We start from the raw sequence: 16,239 nt of genomic DNA on the forward strand, positions 1-16,239 counted from the left end.
CTTATTATTGAGCTTTGATGTATAAGTCTTTCGAGAAGATCTTATCTTCCGCGTTGTTAGTCGGGAAACCACCAACGTGCGGATTTAGTAGACGTGATTTCACGTATTGGTAGATAGGTGCGATAGGCATGTCTTTAGCCATTAACGCCTCAGCTTCTAGGTAAAGTGCTTCACGCTCTTCTGCTGATGTAGAGTTAAGTGCTTTATCAATGATTTGGTCGTACTCAGCGCTATCGTAGTGAACACCACCGGTAGTGTTGTTACTCTTCATTAGCGTTAGGAATGACGACGCTTCGTTGTAGTCACCACACCAACCAGCACGTGCTACTTCGAAATCACCTGAATCTTTAGAAGATAGGTAAGTTTTCCACTCTTGGTTTTCAAGCGTTACTTTAAGACCCAGTGTCTTCTTCCACATAGAACCCAGCGCTACAGCAATCTTCTTATGGTTTTCAGAAGTGTTGTAAAGTAGGTTGAAGTTAAGTGGATTATCTTTACCGTAACCCGCTTCTTCAAGAAGACGAGCAGCTTCGTCATTACGTTCTTTTTGAGACATCTTGCCGTATTGAGGAAGTTCAGGGTTAAAGCCCGCTGTAATTTCAGGCGTTAGGAAGTAAGCTGGTTTTTGACCTTGCGCTAGAATTGCGTCACTTACGATATTACGGTCAATTGCGTAAGAGATAGCCTTACGTACACGAACATCATCAAATGGTGCTTTCTTAGTGTTAAAGATGTAGTAGTAAGTACATAGGTTACCCGCTACCGATACATCTTCAGCGTGTTCTTTCTTAAGACGCTTGAAGTGCTCTACTGGAAGTTCGTTTGTGAAGTCGATTTCACCAGATAGGAAACGGTTCATTTCCGCTACTTGGTTTTCGATTGGCAGGAACGTTACTTTGTTTAGAACAGTCTTATCGTTGTTCCAGTATTGGTCGTTACGCTTAAGTACTAGGCGTTCGTTAACAACCCATTTATCAACAGCAAATGCGCCATTACCAACAAAGTTACCTGGTTTAGTCCATTGGTCGCCATATTTCTCAACAGTTGCTTTATGTACTGGCTTAACTGTTGTGTGGCCCATCATCATTACGAAGTACGGTACCGCTGTTTCTAATTCAATAACAAGTGTGTTCGCATCTACAGCTTTAACGCCTAGCTCACTCTTGTCTTTCTTACCCGCGACGATGTCTTTCGCGTTCACCATCTTGGTATATTCCATGTACCAAGCGTATGGAGAAGCAGTGGCAGGATCAACTGCACGTTGCCAGCTGTAAACGAAATCTTCAGCTGTTACAGGATCGCCGTTAGACCATTTTGCGTCTTTGCGTAGGTGGAAAGTGAATGTTTTGTTGTCTGTCGTTTCCCAGCTTTCGGCTACACCTGGGATTGTATTACCTTCGCCGTCTTGGTTCACTAGACCTTCTAGAAGATCACGAATTACGTGAGATTCTGGTACACCTTGAGATTTGTGTGGGTCGATAGTCGCAACTTCAGTACCGTTACCGCGAACAAGTTCCTGAACTTTTGCTAGTTCTGTGCCTGCTGGAACTTCAGCAGCGATAGAAAGAGTAGAAGTGGCAGCCACTGCCAAACCAGCACCTAGAAGAAGGGCCTGAGTGATTTTATTCTTGTACATTTAATAAACTCCAAGTTTTTCGTATTGCATCCATGACTTCTTTGCCTGGTTCACTGAACGGCAGTGATTTAGATTCCTTTAGCTCAAAAATTAAGCATAAAAATCTAAAACCTTACAAAGATTGAGGCACACACTATCAACCATTGAAGTAATTTGCCATAAACAAGTCGCAAAAAATCGGATAATTCTCCGAAGCATTCAAGGTATCAGTGTAAATCTCTAATAAAAACCTAATAGATAGTGAGTTACACATAAGTAATTATTAAAAAACAGCCTTTAGTGTTGATGTATCTGTGTTGATACTTTTTTTTAGCATCTTATGCTAGAACACTGCCGGCAAATTAACATTAATGCCACATGAAATCTAATTGCACATCACATATCACCTAAACAGACTACACTATTTGTGAGGATTATCACTTTTTACAAAACAGCATAATGCGCCGCACCAAAACAGATTCAACACTGCACCAAACCAGACAAAACCCCACCTAGAATTTATATGCACCTTGAATGCTTAACCATTTATTAAATACAGTATTTATTTATAAATCACTTTGTAGCACGTACAAAAAAGCCGACGTTCAACGTCGGCTTTTTTGTTATTTACGTCCCAACCTGAAATGTGTTTTCACGTTAAGGACGAGACACGATAAGGGATAGCTTACTTTTCCCAACGCTCTGCAGCTTTCGCGTCTGAATCGCGAGAGTCTACCCAACGAGTCGCTTCTGTCGTTCTTTCTTTTTTCCAAAACGGCGCTTTGGTTTTCAGGAAGTCCATAACAAACTCACAAGCTTCAAAGGCTGCACCTCGGTGCGCACTTGATACACCAACGTAAACAATCTGGTCACCGATATCTAGGTCACCAACGCGGTGAATCACTCGCATCTTCAGGATAGGCCAGCGTGCTTCAGCTTGATCACAAATCTCGCTCAGCGATTTCTCTGTCATCCCCGGATAATGTTCTAAAGACAAGCCAGTCACATTGTCGCCAAGGTTCATGTCACGAACTTTACCAACAAAGGTCACTACAGCGCCTGCAGAGGTCCCTTCAGAGAGAAATACGTACTCATCAGCAACAGAGAAGTCTTCAGCAGTCACTACTACTCTTGAATCCATGACTAGCCTCCAGTTACAGGTGGGAAGAAAGCCACTTCGTCACCGTCTTTCACTTCAGTAGCCAAAGGTACGATTGATTGGTTAAGCGCAGCCAGAAGCTTGCCCTCTTCCAAAGCGATGTCCCATTTACCTTCCTGCTGCACAAGATGGCTGCGAATCGCTTCAATAGTCTTGAACTGCGCATCAACTTCAACGCTATCGATACCGACAAGTTCACGAGTTTGAGCAAAGAACAGTACAGTAATCATGATTCCACCTTAAAGTGACCTGATTTACCACCTGTCTTCTCTAACAAGCGTACATTCTCGATAACAATGTCTTTCTGAACAGCTTTACACATATCGTAAATGGTTAGTGCAGCAACAGAAGCCGCCGTTAGCGCTTCCATTTCTACGCCTGTCTTACCAGCAAGCTTACATACTGATTCGATTCGAACCTTGTTTTCAGACTCGATAGCCTCAAGCTGAACCTCGACCTTAGTCAGCAGCAAAGGGTGACACAGTGGAATCAGGTCCCACGTCTTCTTCGCCGCTTGAATACCAGCAATACGTGCCGTTGCAAAAACATCACCTTTATGGTGGCTGCCAGAAACAATCAGCTCTAGCGTTTCAGCAGACATTTGAACGAAAGCTTCTGCTCTCGCTTCACGTACTGTCTCTGCTTTAGCCGATACATCGACCATATTTGCTTCGCCAGACGCGTTAATGTGTGTAAATTGACTCATGCTCAAATCACCTATACAGAAAGATGTGGCATGAAGTTACAAGGACGGTGACTCGCATCCATCTGTTGCTTGATGATCTTAGTCCAACCTGTGCGGCACGCACCTGTAGAACCAGGCATCGCAAAGATAACCGTGTGGTTAGCAAAACCCGCAATCGCACGAGATTGAATCGTCGATGTACCGATCTCTTCGTAAGACACTTGACGGAATAGCTCACCAAAGCCTTCTACTTCTTTGTCAAATAGTGGCTTAAGCGCTTCAGGTGTGCTGTCACGAGATGTGAAACCAGTACCGCCCGTGATCATAATAGCTTGAACGCTTTCATCCGCGATCCACTTAGAGACAATCGCACGAATCTTATACATGTCATCGATAACGATTTGCTTATCAACTACGTTGTGACCTGCTTCTTTAGCATGCTCAGCTAGGTAACCACCTGACGTGTCATTTTCTTCTGTACGAGTATCTGAAACGGTTAGTACTGCGATGTTTGCTGCTTGAAATTTGCTTTCTGCGTGACCCATTTGTTCACCTATATAAATTTTTCAATGATTAGACTGATTCGACCAGCTTAAAGAAGCTGATCGATAAAATGCTTTAGAGTATATAGCGGGTTAACCGCCGATTGACGCCAAGTTTGGAGTCATGCCGCTGTTGCCATCATGCAAGAAGTGGCTAACGGACTTGGTTTGAAGCTGAGCCTGAATTCGATCAATGAGCTCTTGCTCTTGTTGATCTTCTTGAATCAGATCTCTCAGCTCAACACCGTGGTCGCCAAACAGACATAGGTGAAGTTTACCGGTCGCAGAAACACGCAGACGGTTACAACTCTCACAAAAGTCTTTCTCGTAAGGCATGATCAAACCAATTTCACCCTTGTAGTCTGGGTGAACAAACACTTGTGCTGGGCCATCGTTAACAGCTTTGACTTTTAACAGCCAACCGTTAGCAATAAGCTGATTACGAATCGCAACGCCAGATACATGGTGTTTATCGAACAACTCGTCCATCTCGCCGGTTTTCATCAGCTCGATAAAACGTAATTGAATGGGTTTGTCTTTGATCCAATTAAGGAAGGCTGGTAATTCCTGACTGTTGAGGTCTTTCATCAATACCACGTTGACTTTGACTTGTTCATAGCCAACCTCAAACGCCTTATCAATACCTCGCATAACCTCAGTAAACTTATTCTCACCAGTGATCTGATGGAACATGCGTGAATCTAAGCTATCCACGCTCACGTTTATATGGGTTAAACCAGCATCACGCCATTGACCTACTTGTTTCTCCATGCGGTAGCCATTGGTTGTCGTGGCTACTTTTTCGATGCCTGGAGTAGAAGCAACGGTATGTATGATTTCAGGAAAGTCTTTACGCAGACTCGGCTCTCCGCCTGTAATGCGGATCTTTGAGGTACCGCAATCTGCAAACGCTTTTACAACACGTTTGATCTCGGGAACACTTAAAAAAGACGAGTTTTTTTGCCCTGACGGTTTATAACCATCTGGCAAGCAGTAAGTACATTTAAAGTTACAGACGTCTGTAACCGACAAGCGCAAATAATAAAATTTGCGATGGAATCTATCTTCGAATTGTTGCGCCACGGAACACCTTTCCAAACACGGGAGGCATAATCATTTCCAATTAAGCCCTTGTGACAACATGTCACTGGCTCTTGATGCGTATCGGTACAGCAAATACCACTGTGCGACTTAGCATGCGAGAGCTCGGAGTTATGGCAACTGAGCGTTATATTCATACGCGCAGTAGCTGAGTAATAAAATACTTAATATTTGTACGTGAATCTAGCTTTGATGACAAAAAACGGGTCACATCGGCAAAAAAAACGTATCAAACCCTCAAAATAACTCTTGTTGAGTATCTGACGAGAAGCATTTAACCTAAATTATAGTTGGTAATAATCTAACAAGAACAAAAAATGAATATTTACTCTTCAAAGAAAGTCGTAGCAATCGGCGGAGGCCATGGCTTAGGCCGTATGCTTGCTGCATTAAAAGACTTTGGTAGCAACGCAACTGGCATTGTTGCAACGACAGATAACGGTGGTTCAACCGGACGAATTCGAGACTGCCAAGGTGGTATTGCTTGGGGAGATACTCGTAACTGTATCAACCAATTGATCACAGAACCTTCCATCAGTTCGATGATGTTTGAGTACCGTTTTCGCGGTCAAGGAGAACTGGACGGCCACAACCTTGGCAATCTGATGCTTACTGCTTTGGACAACTTATCCGTTCGTCCGTTGGAAGCCATCAACCTGATCAGAAACATGTTGAAGGTCGATGTGAATATCGTCCCGATGACAGAGCATCCTTCCGATCTCACAGCACTATCAATGGATGGTCGCTGGGTTACGGGTGAAACCAACGTTGACGACATGACAGAAAAACTGCGCATGATGGACTTGTCTCCGGAAGTGCCCGCAACCAAAGAAGCCGTTGCAGCCGTAGAACAAGCCGACTGTATCGTTCTTGGCCCCGGCAGCTTCCTAACCAGTGTTATGCCCCCTCTTCTTCTTCCAGAGATTGGGAAAGCCATCGCAGAGAACACCAAGGCCAAAGTTATCTTCATCGAAAACCTTTCGCCAGAACATGGTCCTGCAGGAAAAATGACGCTTCAAGAACAGCTTGAATGGTGTGAACGTACCTGCAAAGCGAGAAAAATTGATGTTGTGCTGGGCAATACGCCGCACCCTGAACTTGAAGAACTTTGGAACTGCGTGACCACCGACCTTGCCTCTCCTAACCGAGATTGGCGACATGATCGTTTAAAACTTCAACAAGCGATTCGAGCTCAACTAGCTTAATGCTTAGGCTAAACCACAAAAACCAGTAAAAACAAAAAAGGAGCATCATGCTCCTTTTTAATATCTACTTATGCCACCATCATCCGTTTTAGAGATCAGTCATCAACTGCTGATATTCCGTGTACGTTGATAACAGAAGTTCTTGCATATCTTGAAAATCAACGTCTGTCACGGGTAACGCTTGTTTCACTTTGGCATCCACACTAATCGCAAAACTACACAAAGAATCGGCGCCAAAGCTCGCGGCGCTGCTCTTTAAGGCATGGCTAATGTCGGCCAGATACTTCGATGTATCCGTGTCCTTATTGAGATCTAGGTGCTCATAATATCCTTTCAATTCACCTAAAAATATTTCTAGTAACACTGGAACATTCTCTTGCCCGATTTCACCGGCAAGCTCATCAACTTTTTGCTGATTTAATACTTTCATCATCGTTCTTTCTTATTGTTTGTTGCTTACTGCTTCGCATTCCACGTTTGCAATTTACGGTATATCGTTGATGGACTGACATCCAAGAAACCTGCCGCGCGAGGGATGTTGCCATCACACGCTTTTATGGCCTGTTCAATTGCCGTTTTCTCAGTGATCCACAATGGGAAAATATCTTTTACCGTGATGTCTTCATTCTGCTTCTCTTTCAGTCGCAGACTGTTTTCAATAGGTTGATTCAATGGCGGCGGAAGCATGTTCAGAGTAATCTCTTTACCATTATTCAATACCACCACATTTCGTAATACGTTTTGTAGCTGACGAACGTTACCCGGCCACTCATATTGATTAAAGCGATCCAACACTTCCTGAGCAAAACGCACAAAGGCTTTACCTTCCTCAACAGACATATAGCCCAGCAGCGAGTACGCAATTTCAATAACGTCTTCCCCTCGCTCACGTAGTGGCGGCAAGTGCAGAGGAATCACGTATAAACGATAGTATAAATCTTCTCTAAAGCGACCTTCTTGTACTTCTTTCCAAGGGTCACGGTTGGTTGCACAAACAAAGCGCACATCAACGCTCTTCATTTTTGAAGAACCCACTTTCTGGAAAGTACCGGTTTGAATGAAACGCAGAAGCTTGGTTTGCAGTTCAAGATCCATTTCGCACAACTCATCGAGGAACAGGGTTCCACCATCTGCGAGTTCAGCAGCTCCTTGACGATCCGTTGCGGCACCAGTAAAGGCACCCTTAACGTGACCAAACAGTTCACTTTCAATCAAATCTTTAGGAATAGCGGCACAGTTAATCGCGATGAAAGGCTTATCACCACGCTTACTCGCAGCGTGAATCGCTTCTGCACACACCTCTTTACCGGTACCACTTTCACCCGTGATGAAGATACTCGCCTTACTCGATGCGGCAGAATCGATAGTTCGGTAGACCTGCTGCATGGTTTGGCTGCTACCAATGAAGCCTTGATAGTTTTGATTACCGGGATGTTCAGCGCTGTTTTTGAGTTTTGTCGCTTTACGGATCGCGTTGTTCACCGTAATACGAAGTCGGTCGGCTTCACACGGTTTGATAAGGAAATCTTGAGAACCATGACGCATCGCTTCAACGGCCGTATCGATAGAACCGTGAGCCGTCATAAAAATAACTGGAACTTCTGGGTATTTTTGTTTTACAGCAAATAGCACGTCCATACCCGTCATATCAGGTAGACGTAGATCTAATAAAATAAGGTCTGGGATTCGGTGATTCAAACTCTCAATTGCATCGCGGCCTGTGCCGACAATGTTGATATCAATCTCGAGCGGTGTAAGATACGAGCGATATAGAGCCGCTACCGAAGCGGTATCCTCTACCATCAACAAATACTTCGATTTGTTATCTAGCGTTTTTGATTGCATATCCTAGCCATTATAATTTGCATTTCTTATTATAATCGCATTCCGCTTTGCATTATGCAAATTAACCACAGTATTTGTGGAACATTTCTTTCTCTGTTTTAAACAATCAATGTGTTATCTATGTGGCACGAACGATGCAGTTATCTATATGACCTTCGGGTCACCTAGCCAACTGACGTTGTTAGTGGACTTTGTGTTCACAAACGTAAGCCAGTAGAACATTTCCTACTGGCTGTTTTTTTGTCTGAAATACTCGCACTCTTGTCTTTTCAGATATGTACTTTTTGAGTAAGAAATACGATTAGCTGAAGTGAGACTAGCTATTAGTAATAAACTGCTTTCTTAATTGTTCAATTTCATCACGCTTCTGTGCCGCCAATTCAAATTCCAAGTTCTGAGCATGTTGATACATCGCCGCTTCAAGCTTACTGATCTCTTTATCAAGCTGCTGTGGTGTAAGCACTGCATAACTTTCAGAAGGTTCAGCAACCTTAGATAGTGGAACTTGCTTAGATTGTCGCTGTTGTTTGGATTTAGTCAGGTCACCCAGCTCCATAATATCTTTGATATTACGTTTAAGCGCTTGTGGCGTGATACCTTGCTCTTCGTTGTAAGCTTGTTGTTTTTCTCTACGACGATCAGTCTCATCAATCGCTTTTCTCATTGATTTGGTAATCGAGTCACCATACAAGATAGCCCGACCTTCAAGGTTACGTGCCGCACGACCAATGGTCTGTATCAGAGAACGCTCAGAACGTAAGAAGCCTTCTTTGTCTGCATCAAGAATAGCCACCAGCGATACTTCAGGCATATCCAAACCTTCTCGAAGTAAGTTAATGCCCACCAACACGTCAAACTCACCCAGTCGAAGATCTCGAATGATCTCTACACGCTCGACCGTATCGATATCTGAGTGCAAGTAGCGAACCTTAACACCATGCTCACTAAGGTATTCAGTTAAGTCTTCTGCCATTCGTTTAGTTAGCGTCGTAACAAGCACGCGCTCTTCTTTGACTGAACGTATTCTGATTTCAGACAGTAAGTCATCAACCTGAGTCGCAACCGGACGTACTTCAATAATAGGATCAAGCAAGCCAGTCGGACGAACCACTTGATCAGCAATTTCGCCGTCTGATTTTTCAATCTCATAGTTACCAGGCGTTGCTGAAACGAATATCGTCTGCGGAGCGATCGATTCAAACTCTTCAAACTTCATCGGACGGTTATCTAACGCCGAAGGCAGTCTAAAGCCAAACTCAACCAAGGTTTCCTTACGAGAACGGTCACCTTTATACATCGCCCCTATCTGAGGAACCGTCACGTGTGACTCATCGATAATCAAAAGGCCGTCATTTGGCAGGTAATCAAATAAGGTTGGCGGTGCTTCTCCTTCATTACGCCCACTCAGATAGCGAGAGTAGTTTTCAATACCTGAGCAGAAACCCAGCTCCGTCATCATCTCGATATCAAACTGAGTTCTTTGAGAGATACGCTGTTCTTCGAGAAGCTTGTTGTTATCTTTTAAATATTGCGCCCTATCGCGCAACTCATCCTTAATCTTCTCAATCGCTTCAAGGATTTTCTCTCTTGGAGTGACATAGTGCGTTTTTGGGTAAACCGTAAAACGTGGTAAGTCTCTTTGTTTAATGGCACCGGTTAGTGGGTCAAAAATGCTAATGCAATCGACTTCATCATCGAACATTTCGATTCGGACTGCATCTTGATCGGATTCCGCAGGGAAAATATCAATCACCTCACCACGAACACGAAACTGACCGCGTTCAAACGCAACGTCATTTCGCGAATATTGAAGCTCAGCCAAGCGGCGTAAAATATCACGCTGATCCATCACCTCACCACGACTCAAGTGAAGCATCATTTTCAAATAAGACTTAGGATCACCAAGACCATAGATAGCCGATACAGACGCTACGATGATAGCGTCTTTTCTCTCTAATAAGGCTTTGGTCGCTGATAGCCTCATTTGTTCGATGTGGGCATTCACAGACGCATCTTTCTCGATGAATGTGTCTGTGGTCGGAACGTAAGCTTCTGGTTGGTAGTAATCGTAGTAAGAAACGAAGTACTCGACGGCATTATTTGGAAAGAAAGATTTCATCTCGCCATAAAGCTGAGCAGCCAACGTCTTGTTCGGCGCTAACAGAATGGCAGGTCTTTGCGATTGGGAAATGACATTAGCGAGAGTAAAGGTTTTACCTGAGCCCGTTACCCCTAATAGAGTTTGATGTGCCAAACCAGAATCTAATCCATCTAGTAATCTGGTTATCGCTGTCGGCTGGTCACCGGACGGGCTGTAGTCCGATACCAAATCAAAGAGTTTGCTCATAGGTTGCCATTTCCATACTGTGTTTTTAATCAGGTCATTGTCACTCTATGAGCCATCTCGTTGCAACTATTATCTAGAGAAATGCGCCTTAAGATTGAATATCAGTGATAGCTTTTATTTTTAGAACTTGGTATTATCCGTGCCCCTGCAAAGTTTCCTCAGCTAAATTACTCGAATTTTAATCCACTACTTTTCCCCAAAAAATCTAAAAATACCGCTTGTTTTACTGTTCGCTTTATAATCTACAAAAGTTATACAACCGTGATATTTTGGTACTATTCTTTTAAATACATCACGTTAGCTATAATTTTTGCATTTTCAGATTTACCTCAATTATTGTTGTTAAAGTTTCACACACACACTTATCCACAATTTTGGTGGATAACTAAAGCAAAGCTAAATCCGATAAGGCGTCCAAGAAAGTAAAGTTTTTTATCTTGTTTTTTTCTGCTATTTTTTATTGACAGAAAATAGGACTATTATTAGAATTCGCGTCGCTAACAAGCAATTCCCCTTTAGTTCAGTTGGTAGAACGGCGGACTGTTAATCCGTATGTCGCAAGTTCAAGTCTTGCAAGGGGAGCCAAATTAAAAGAAGCCGCATCACTCGATGCGGCTTTTTGCGTTTTGGGCTGTTTAAGGTCTGATTTACCCCTCATTTCAATCATTTCGCTCGCCGGAAATCAGCAACAGTCTCTGAACCGTTAACGGCAAGCGTCAATCCAATTTAGAATGATCTTGCTAAGGATCTACTCCAAACTCTCATATTAATCTGTCTCACCGATTAAATTTGTACGTCTATACTTACTGCAGCTTTGATAATCAATCGATTACCTGATGTTTTTTTCACCAAGTGTCTAAATCCCTAGTGATCCTTGGTTGTTATTAGGTGAGCAAAGCAGGATAATATCGGGATCGGAATCTCAAGAATTAATCCATTATGACCGAATACCTTTTGTTGTTGGTTGGCACTGTGCTGGTCAATAACTTTGTGCTAGTGAAGTTTTTAGGGCTATGTCCTTTCATGGGGGTCTCCAAGAAACTGGAGACTGCGATTGGCATGGGCCTCGCGACGACTTTCGTTCTAACGTTAGCGTCGGTATCTGCATACCTAGTAGAAACCTACATCCTTACCCCTCTGGGTATTGAATACCTGCGTACCATGAGTTTCATCTTGGTTATCGCGGTAGTCGTTCAATTTACGGAAATGGTCGTTCACAAAACCAGCCCAACTCTTTATCGCCTATTGGGTATTTTCCTACCTCTTATCACCACCAACTGCGCGGTGTTAGGTGTGGCACTTTTGAACATCAATGAAAACCACAACTTCATTCAGTCGATCATCTATGGTTTCGGCGCAGCGGTTGGTTTCTCTCTTGTTTTGATCCTATTTGCTGCGATGCGTGAGCGTATTGCGGTTGCTGATGTTCCAATGCCATTCAAAGGCGCATCGATTGCGATGATCACAGCAGGCCTAATGTCTCTGGCATTTATGGGCTTTACTGGTTTGGTGAAATAAGCATGAGTACCATTTTAATTGCGATCATTGCGCTAGCTGTTTTAGCCGCTGTTTTTGGCGCTATTTTGGGCTTCGCTTCTATACGCTTTAAAGTAGAAGCCGATCCTATCGTCGATCAAATCGATACCATTTTACCGCAAACTCAATGTGGCCAGTGTGGCTACCCAGGTTGTCGCCCATACGCAGAGGCGATCGCTAACGGAGACAAGATCAACAAATGTCCTCCTGGCGGCCAAGCAACCATTGAGAAACTAGCAGACTTAATGGGCGTAGAGGTTGAAGACTCCGCTCATGACTTAGATAACAAAGTAAAAACCGTTGCTTTCATTCATGAAGATATGTGTATCGGCTGTACCAAGTGTATTCAAGCCTGCCCTGTTGATGCCATTGTCGGTGGTACCAAGGCACTGCACACAGTAATCAAAGATGAATGTACAGGTTGTGATCTATGTGTCGCACCGTGCCCTACTGACTGTATCGAAATGATTCCAGTGGCAACAACGACTGAAAATTGGAAATGGCAGATGAACATCATTCCTGTTACTGACATCACTAACCAAGCAACTGATGCAACCGCGTCAGAGCCTAAGGCATAGGGTTAGTATGATCTCTTTAATCGAACAAATTCGCACGGGCTCTATTTGGAATTTTCCGGGCGGCGTGCACCCTGCTGAAAACAAGAAACAGTCAAATATTACTGATATCGTTCATGCAAGGCTCCCAGAAGAAATCGTTCTTCCGGTCAAACAGCACATCGGTAAGCCTGGTAACTTGTTGGTTGCTGTCGGTGATACCGTACTAAAAGGTCAACAACTGACGGCCTTAGAGACTGGTTTTACTTTGCCGGTACATGCACCAACATCGGGTGTCATTACCGCTATCGAACCACGAACCACCGCTCACCCTTCAGGCTTGAGCGACGTGTGCGTGGTTATTAAACCTGATGGCCTAGACGCTTGGGTTGCAAAACATCCGGTTGAAGATTTTTCTACAAAGACATCCGATGAACTGCTTGATGTAATTCGCCAAGCTGGTATCTCAGGCATGGGTGGTGCAGGCTTCCCTACCGCCAAAAAGCTTCAATCAGGCTTAGGCCGCACTGATATTTTGATCGTCAACGCTGCTGAGTGTGAACCTTACATCACCTCCGATGACAAGTTGCTTCAAGAGCATGCCGAAGAAGTACTAAAAGGCATCGAAGTGGTTGAACACATCCTTCAACCAAAGCTGACTGTTATCGGTATTGAAGACAACAAGCCAGCTGCGATAAAAGCACTTGAGATTGCGGCGAAAGACAAAGACATCGTCATTCGCGTTATCCCAACTAAATACCCTTCTGGTGGTGAGAAGCAACTGATCAAGATCCTCACCAATAAAGAGGTTCCTGCTGGCGGTATTCCTGCGGACATTGGTGTTTTGGTTCAGAACGTCGGCTCTCTTTATTCTATTAAGCGAGCGGTAATCGACGGTGAGCCTGTCGTTAACCGCGTGGTGACTTTAACCGGTAAGACCTTTAAGCAACCTCGTAACGTTTGGGCGCTACTCGGCACACCTGTACATGAATTGCTTGAAGAGTTTGGCTACAAAGCCGATAAAAAACTGCCGCGTTTGATTTTGGGCGGCCCTATGATGGGCTTCACCTTGCCACATGCCAATGTGCCAATTACCAAAACATCGAACTGTATTTTAGCGCCAACGCGCCGTGAGATTTCACCAAGCACTTACGAGATGGAATGTATTCGATGCAGTGCTTGTGCCGAAGCTTGTCCAGCATCACTACTTCCTCAACAGCTGCAATGGCATGCAAAAGCCAACGAGTTAGATAAGTGCGAAGAGCTAAATATTAAAGACTGTATTGAATGCGGTGCTTGTGCATTTGTCTGCCCAAGTGAAATCCCTCTTGTTCAGTACTACCGCCAAGCAAAAGCTGAAATTAAAACTCGAAAAGATGAAGCTGCAGCTGCAGAGCGCGCCAAAATTCGCTTTGAAGAGAAAAACGCTCGTATGGAGCGTGATAAAGCCGAGCGTGAAAACCGCTTCAAAAAAGCCGCTGATAATCGTCGTAAAGACATGAAATCAGCCGACGGTGACGACGCAATTGCTGCTGCTATCGCACGTGTTAAAGCACAAAAAACCGCAGCTGATCAGGCTCCAAATGAAGAGCCAACAGTGAAACCTGCGGTTGCAGCTGCGATTGCTAGAGCGAAAGCGAAACAAGCTGCGGCTCAGAAAGCAGACGGTGCTGAGCCAGACAACTCTGAAATGTCGAAGCTACGTGAAGAACGTAAGCGTCAAGCTCGAAAACGCAAAGCACAACAAGCAGCAGCTGATACTCCAGCTGAAAGCTCTGGCGATGCTAAGAAAGACGCCGTTGCTACAGCTATCGCACGTGCTAAAGCGAAGAAAGCGCAACAAGCGGAATCAACCTCTGATGCTCCAGCTGAAAGTACTGGCGATGCCAAGAAAGATGCTGTCGCTGCAGCTATTGCTCGCGCTAAAGCGAAGAAAGCACAACAAGCTGAATCTGCTACTGAAGCTCCAGCTGAAAGTACTGGCGATGCCAAGAAAGATGCTGTCGCTGCAGCTATCGCACGTGCTAAAGCGAAGAAAGCGCAACAAGCAGAATCTGCTGCTGAAGCTCCAGCTGAAAGTACTGGCGATGCCAAGAAAGATGCTGTCGCTGCAGCTATTGCCCGTGCTAAAGCGAAGAAAGCTCAGCAAGCGAAACAGGCAGAGACAACAGAAACTCCTGAGCCAGTGCTCGAAGTGGTAGCTGAAATTCAACCAGAAGCTGTCGATCCTAAGAAAGCTGCTGTTGCTGCGGCCATCGCTCGCGCTAAAGCGAAAAAAGCCCAGCAAGCGAAACAGGCAGAGACAACAGAAACTCCTGAGCCAGTGCTCGAAGTGGGAGCTGAAACTCAACCAGAAGCTGTCGATCCTAAAAAAGCTGCTGTTGCTGCGGCCATCGCTCGCGCTAAAGCGAAAAAAGCCCAGCAAGCAAAACAAGACGAAGCAGTTGAAGCGCCGGAGCCTGTGCTTGAAGTGGAAGCCGAGACTCGATCAGAACCCGTCGATCCTAAGAAAGCAGCCGTTGCTGCCGCAATTGCTCGTGCTAAAGCAAGAAAGGCGCAGCAAGAGCAAGACAAAAAGAACAATGAGGAGAAAGAGTAGTGGCCTTCTTTATCGCCAGCTCACCGCACGTACACAGTCGTAGAAGCACCCCTGATCTCATGAAATGGGTCGCTATTTGTGCATTGCCAGGTCTACTAGCTCAAACCTACTTCTTTGGATGGGGTACGCTCATCCAGTTAGTATTTGCTATTGCACTTGCTGTTACCTTTGAAGCCGCTGTAATGCTGCTAAGAAAACGTCCGCCAGTGATGGCATTGCGTGATTACAGCGCTGTTGTGACCGGTTGGCTACTCAGTGTCGCGATCCCCCCACACTCTCCGTGGTGGATTCTAGTCATAGGTATGTTCTTCGCTATCATCATCGCAAAACACCTTTATGGCGGCCTTGGGCAAAACCCATTTAATCCTGCGATGGTGGCTTACGTTGTTTTGCTGATCTCATTCCCAGTTCAAATGACCAGTTGGAATGCGCCGACCAGCTTAACCGCTGAAGCAACAAGCTTTGTTGACTCATTTTTGATGATCTTTACCGGTTTCAATAATGAAGGCTTATCTCTTCAACAAGCGCGTCTTGGTATTGATGGCACCACGATGGCAACACCACTCGATGCATTCAAAACGGCATTGACGGCAGGCAACACCGCTTCTGAAGCTCTGTCTCAACCGCAATTCAGCTGGCTAGCTGGCGTAGGTTGGGAATGGGTGAATCTTGCTTATCTAGTCGGTGGCTTAGTGCTTATCAAGCAACGCGTGATTCAATGGCATATTCCTGTGGCTTTCATCGGCAGCCTTGCGCTGTTTAGCCTAGTGTTCTTAGTTTTAACTCCCGGTGAAACTGCTTCTCCAACCATTCACCTATTATCTGGAGCAACCATGCTTGGTGCATTCTTCATTGCAACCGATCCAGTATCAGCTTCGACGACAGTGAAAGGTCGCTTAGTATTTGGTGCCCTGATTGGCGGGTTAGTCTTTATTATCCGCAGTTGGGGAGGTTTCCCTGATGGCGTGGCGTTTGCTGTATTGTTAGCCAACATGTGTGTTCCACTGATTGACTACTACACCAAACCTCGTACATACGGCCACTAAGGAGC

The 16,239-nt window shown here is 44.7% G+C and carries 14 protein-coding genes, 1 tRNA gene and 1 riboswitch; of the genes, 6 read left to right on the forward strand and 9 right to left on the reverse strand.

Annotation, left to right across the window (positions count from 1 at the left end):
• Window positions 1-4: 4 nt before the first annotated feature.
• From IHV80_RS11090 to moaA, 6 genes are all read right to left on the reverse strand, one after another.
• Entirely contained in the window at window positions 5-1,636 is a 1,632-nt protein-coding gene (locus IHV80_RS11090; protein WP_192889089.1) for an ABC transporter substrate-binding protein, read from the reverse strand.
• A gap of 664 nt (window positions 1,637-2,300) precedes the next feature.
• A complete protein-coding gene (moaE, locus tag IHV80_RS11095; protein ID WP_192889090.1) occupies window positions 2,301-2,756 on the reverse strand; it encodes a molybdopterin synthase catalytic subunit MoaE in 456 nt (151 codons plus the stop codon).
• Window positions 2,757-2,758: 2 nt separating this feature from the next.
• The gene (gene moaD / locus IHV80_RS11100; protein WP_192889091.1) at window positions 2,759-3,004 is read right to left on the reverse strand and encodes a molybdopterin synthase sulfur carrier subunit; all 246 of its coding nucleotides are present in this window, start codon (window positions 3,002-3,004) and stop codon (window positions 2,759-2,761) included.
• Window positions 3,001-3,480: a cyclic pyranopterin monophosphate synthase MoaC gene (moaC, locus tag IHV80_RS11105; RefSeq protein ID WP_004734026.1), complete on the reverse strand. Its 480-nt coding sequence runs from the start codon at window positions 3,478-3,480 to the stop codon at window positions 3,001-3,003. Before moaC ends, moaD begins: the two co-directional genes overlap by 4 nt.
• Window positions 3,481-3,491: 11 nt before the next feature.
• Window positions 3,492-4,004, reverse strand: a complete 513-nt coding sequence (gene moaB, locus IHV80_RS11110; RefSeq protein ID WP_004734027.1) for a molybdenum cofactor biosynthesis protein B — start codon at window positions 4,002-4,004, stop codon at window positions 3,492-3,494.
• Between the two features lie 90 nt (window positions 4,005-4,094).
• On the reverse strand, window positions 4,095-5,084 hold the full coding sequence (gene moaA, locus IHV80_RS11115) for a GTP 3',8-cyclase MoaA (protein WP_017632500.1): 990 nt from the start codon (window positions 5,082-5,084) through the stop codon (window positions 4,095-4,097).
• Window positions 5,073-5,225: riboswitch (molybdenum cofactor riboswitch) on the reverse strand. Its footprint overlaps the gene before it by 12 nt.
• Window positions 5,226-5,419: 194 nt before the next feature.
• On the opposite strand from moaA, the gene IHV80_RS11120 reads away from it, so the two are divergent.
• On the forward strand, window positions 5,420-6,307 hold the full coding sequence (locus IHV80_RS11120) for a YvcK family protein (RefSeq protein WP_192889092.1): 888 nt from the start codon (window positions 5,420-5,422) through the stop codon (window positions 6,305-6,307).
• Window positions 6,308-6,395: 88 nt separating this feature from the next.
• Here the strand turns inward: IHV80_RS11120 and luxU are convergent, their stop codons facing one another.
• The 3 genes from luxU to uvrB all read right to left on the reverse strand — a co-directional run bounded on the left by luxU (window position 6,396) and on the right by uvrB (window position 10,499).
• A complete protein-coding gene (luxU, locus tag IHV80_RS11125) occupies window positions 6,396-6,740 on the reverse strand; it encodes a quorum-sensing phosphorelay protein LuxU (protein ID WP_065103213.1) in 345 nt (114 codons plus the stop codon).
• A gap of 23 nt (window positions 6,741-6,763) precedes the next feature.
• Window positions 6,764-8,152, reverse strand: coding sequence for a quorum-sensing sigma-54 dependent transcriptional regulator LuxO (gene luxO / locus IHV80_RS11130; RefSeq protein ID WP_017111109.1), 1,389 nt, complete (start codon window positions 8,150-8,152; stop codon window positions 6,764-6,766).
• A 316-nt stretch (window positions 8,153-8,468) separates the two neighbouring features.
• Complete coding sequence (gene uvrB, locus IHV80_RS11135) at window positions 8,469-10,499, reverse strand: excinuclease ABC subunit UvrB (protein WP_017111110.1); 2,031 nt, start codon at window positions 10,497-10,499, stop codon at window positions 8,469-8,471.
• 509 nt (window positions 10,500-11,008) lie between these two features.
• On the opposite strand from uvrB, the gene IHV80_RS11140 reads away from it, so the two are divergent.
• From IHV80_RS11140 to rsxD, 5 genes are all read left to right on the forward strand, one after another.
• Window positions 11,009-11,084 (forward strand) — tRNA-Asn (locus IHV80_RS11140).
• A gap of 354 nt (window positions 11,085-11,438) precedes the next feature.
• Entirely contained in the window at window positions 11,439-12,017 is a 579-nt protein-coding gene (rsxA, locus tag IHV80_RS11145) for an electron transport complex subunit RsxA (RefSeq protein WP_004734039.1), read from the forward strand.
• Window positions 12,018-12,019: 2 nt separating this feature from the next.
• The gene (gene rsxB / locus IHV80_RS11150; RefSeq protein ID WP_004734040.1) at window positions 12,020-12,613 is read left to right on the forward strand and encodes an electron transport complex subunit RsxB; all 594 of its coding nucleotides are present in this window, start codon (window positions 12,020-12,022) and stop codon (window positions 12,611-12,613) included.
• A gap of 7 nt (window positions 12,614-12,620) precedes the next feature.
• Window positions 12,621-15,188: an electron transport complex subunit RsxC gene (gene rsxC, locus IHV80_RS11155; protein WP_192889093.1), complete on the forward strand. Its 2,568-nt coding sequence runs from the start codon at window positions 12,621-12,623 to the stop codon at window positions 15,186-15,188.
• Window positions 15,188-16,234, forward strand: a complete 1,047-nt coding sequence (gene rsxD, locus IHV80_RS11160) for an electron transport complex subunit RsxD (protein ID WP_192889094.1) — start codon at window positions 15,188-15,190, stop codon at window positions 16,232-16,234. Before rsxC ends, rsxD begins: the two co-directional genes overlap by 1 nt.
• Window positions 16,235-16,239 lie beyond the last annotated feature (5 nt).

This window comes from Vibrio bathopelagicus (assembly GCF_014879975.1).
In the GTDB taxonomy this organism is placed as follows: domain Bacteria; phylum Pseudomonadota; class Gammaproteobacteria; order Enterobacterales; family Vibrionaceae; genus Vibrio; species Vibrio bathopelagicus.

Coding starts and splice junctions, on each gene's coding strand:
- luxO (WP_017111109.1), bottom strand. CDS start 8,152: ATGCAATCAAAAACGCTAGATAACAAATCGAAGTATTTGTTGATGGTA.
- moaC (WP_004734026.1), bottom strand. CDS start 3,480: ATGAGTCAATTTACACACATTAACGCGTCTGGCGAAGCAAATATGGTC.
- rsxA (WP_004734039.1), top strand. CDS start 11,439: ATGACCGAATACCTTTTGTTGTTGGTTGGCACTGTGCTGGTCAATAAC.
- moaD (WP_192889091.1), bottom strand. CDS start 3,004: ATGATTACTGTACTGTTCTTTGCTCAAACTCGTGAACTTGTCGGTATC.
- IHV80_RS11090 (WP_192889089.1), bottom strand. CDS start 1,636: ATGTACAAGAATAAAATCACTCAGGCCCTTCTTCTAGGTGCTGGTTTG.
- moaB (WP_004734027.1), bottom strand. CDS start 4,004: ATGGGTCACGCAGAAAGCAAATTTCAAGCAGCAAACATCGCAGTACTA.
- uvrB (WP_017111110.1), bottom strand. CDS start 10,499: ATGAGCAAACTCTTTGATTTGGTATCGGACTACAGCCCGTCCGGTGAC.
- moaE (WP_192889090.1), bottom strand. CDS start 2,756: ATGGATTCAAGAGTAGTAGTGACTGCTGAAGACTTCTCTGTTGCTGAT.
- luxU (WP_065103213.1), bottom strand. CDS start 6,740: ATGATGAAAGTATTAAATCAGCAAAAAGTTGATGAGCTTGCCGGTGAA.
- rsxB (WP_004734040.1), top strand. CDS start 12,020: ATGAGTACCATTTTAATTGCGATCATTGCGCTAGCTGTTTTAGCCGCT.
- rsxC (WP_192889093.1), top strand. CDS start 12,621: ATGATCTCTTTAATCGAACAAATTCGCACGGGCTCTATTTGGAATTTT.
- IHV80_RS11120 (WP_192889092.1), top strand. CDS start 5,420: ATGAATATTTACTCTTCAAAGAAAGTCGTAGCAATCGGCGGAGGCCAT.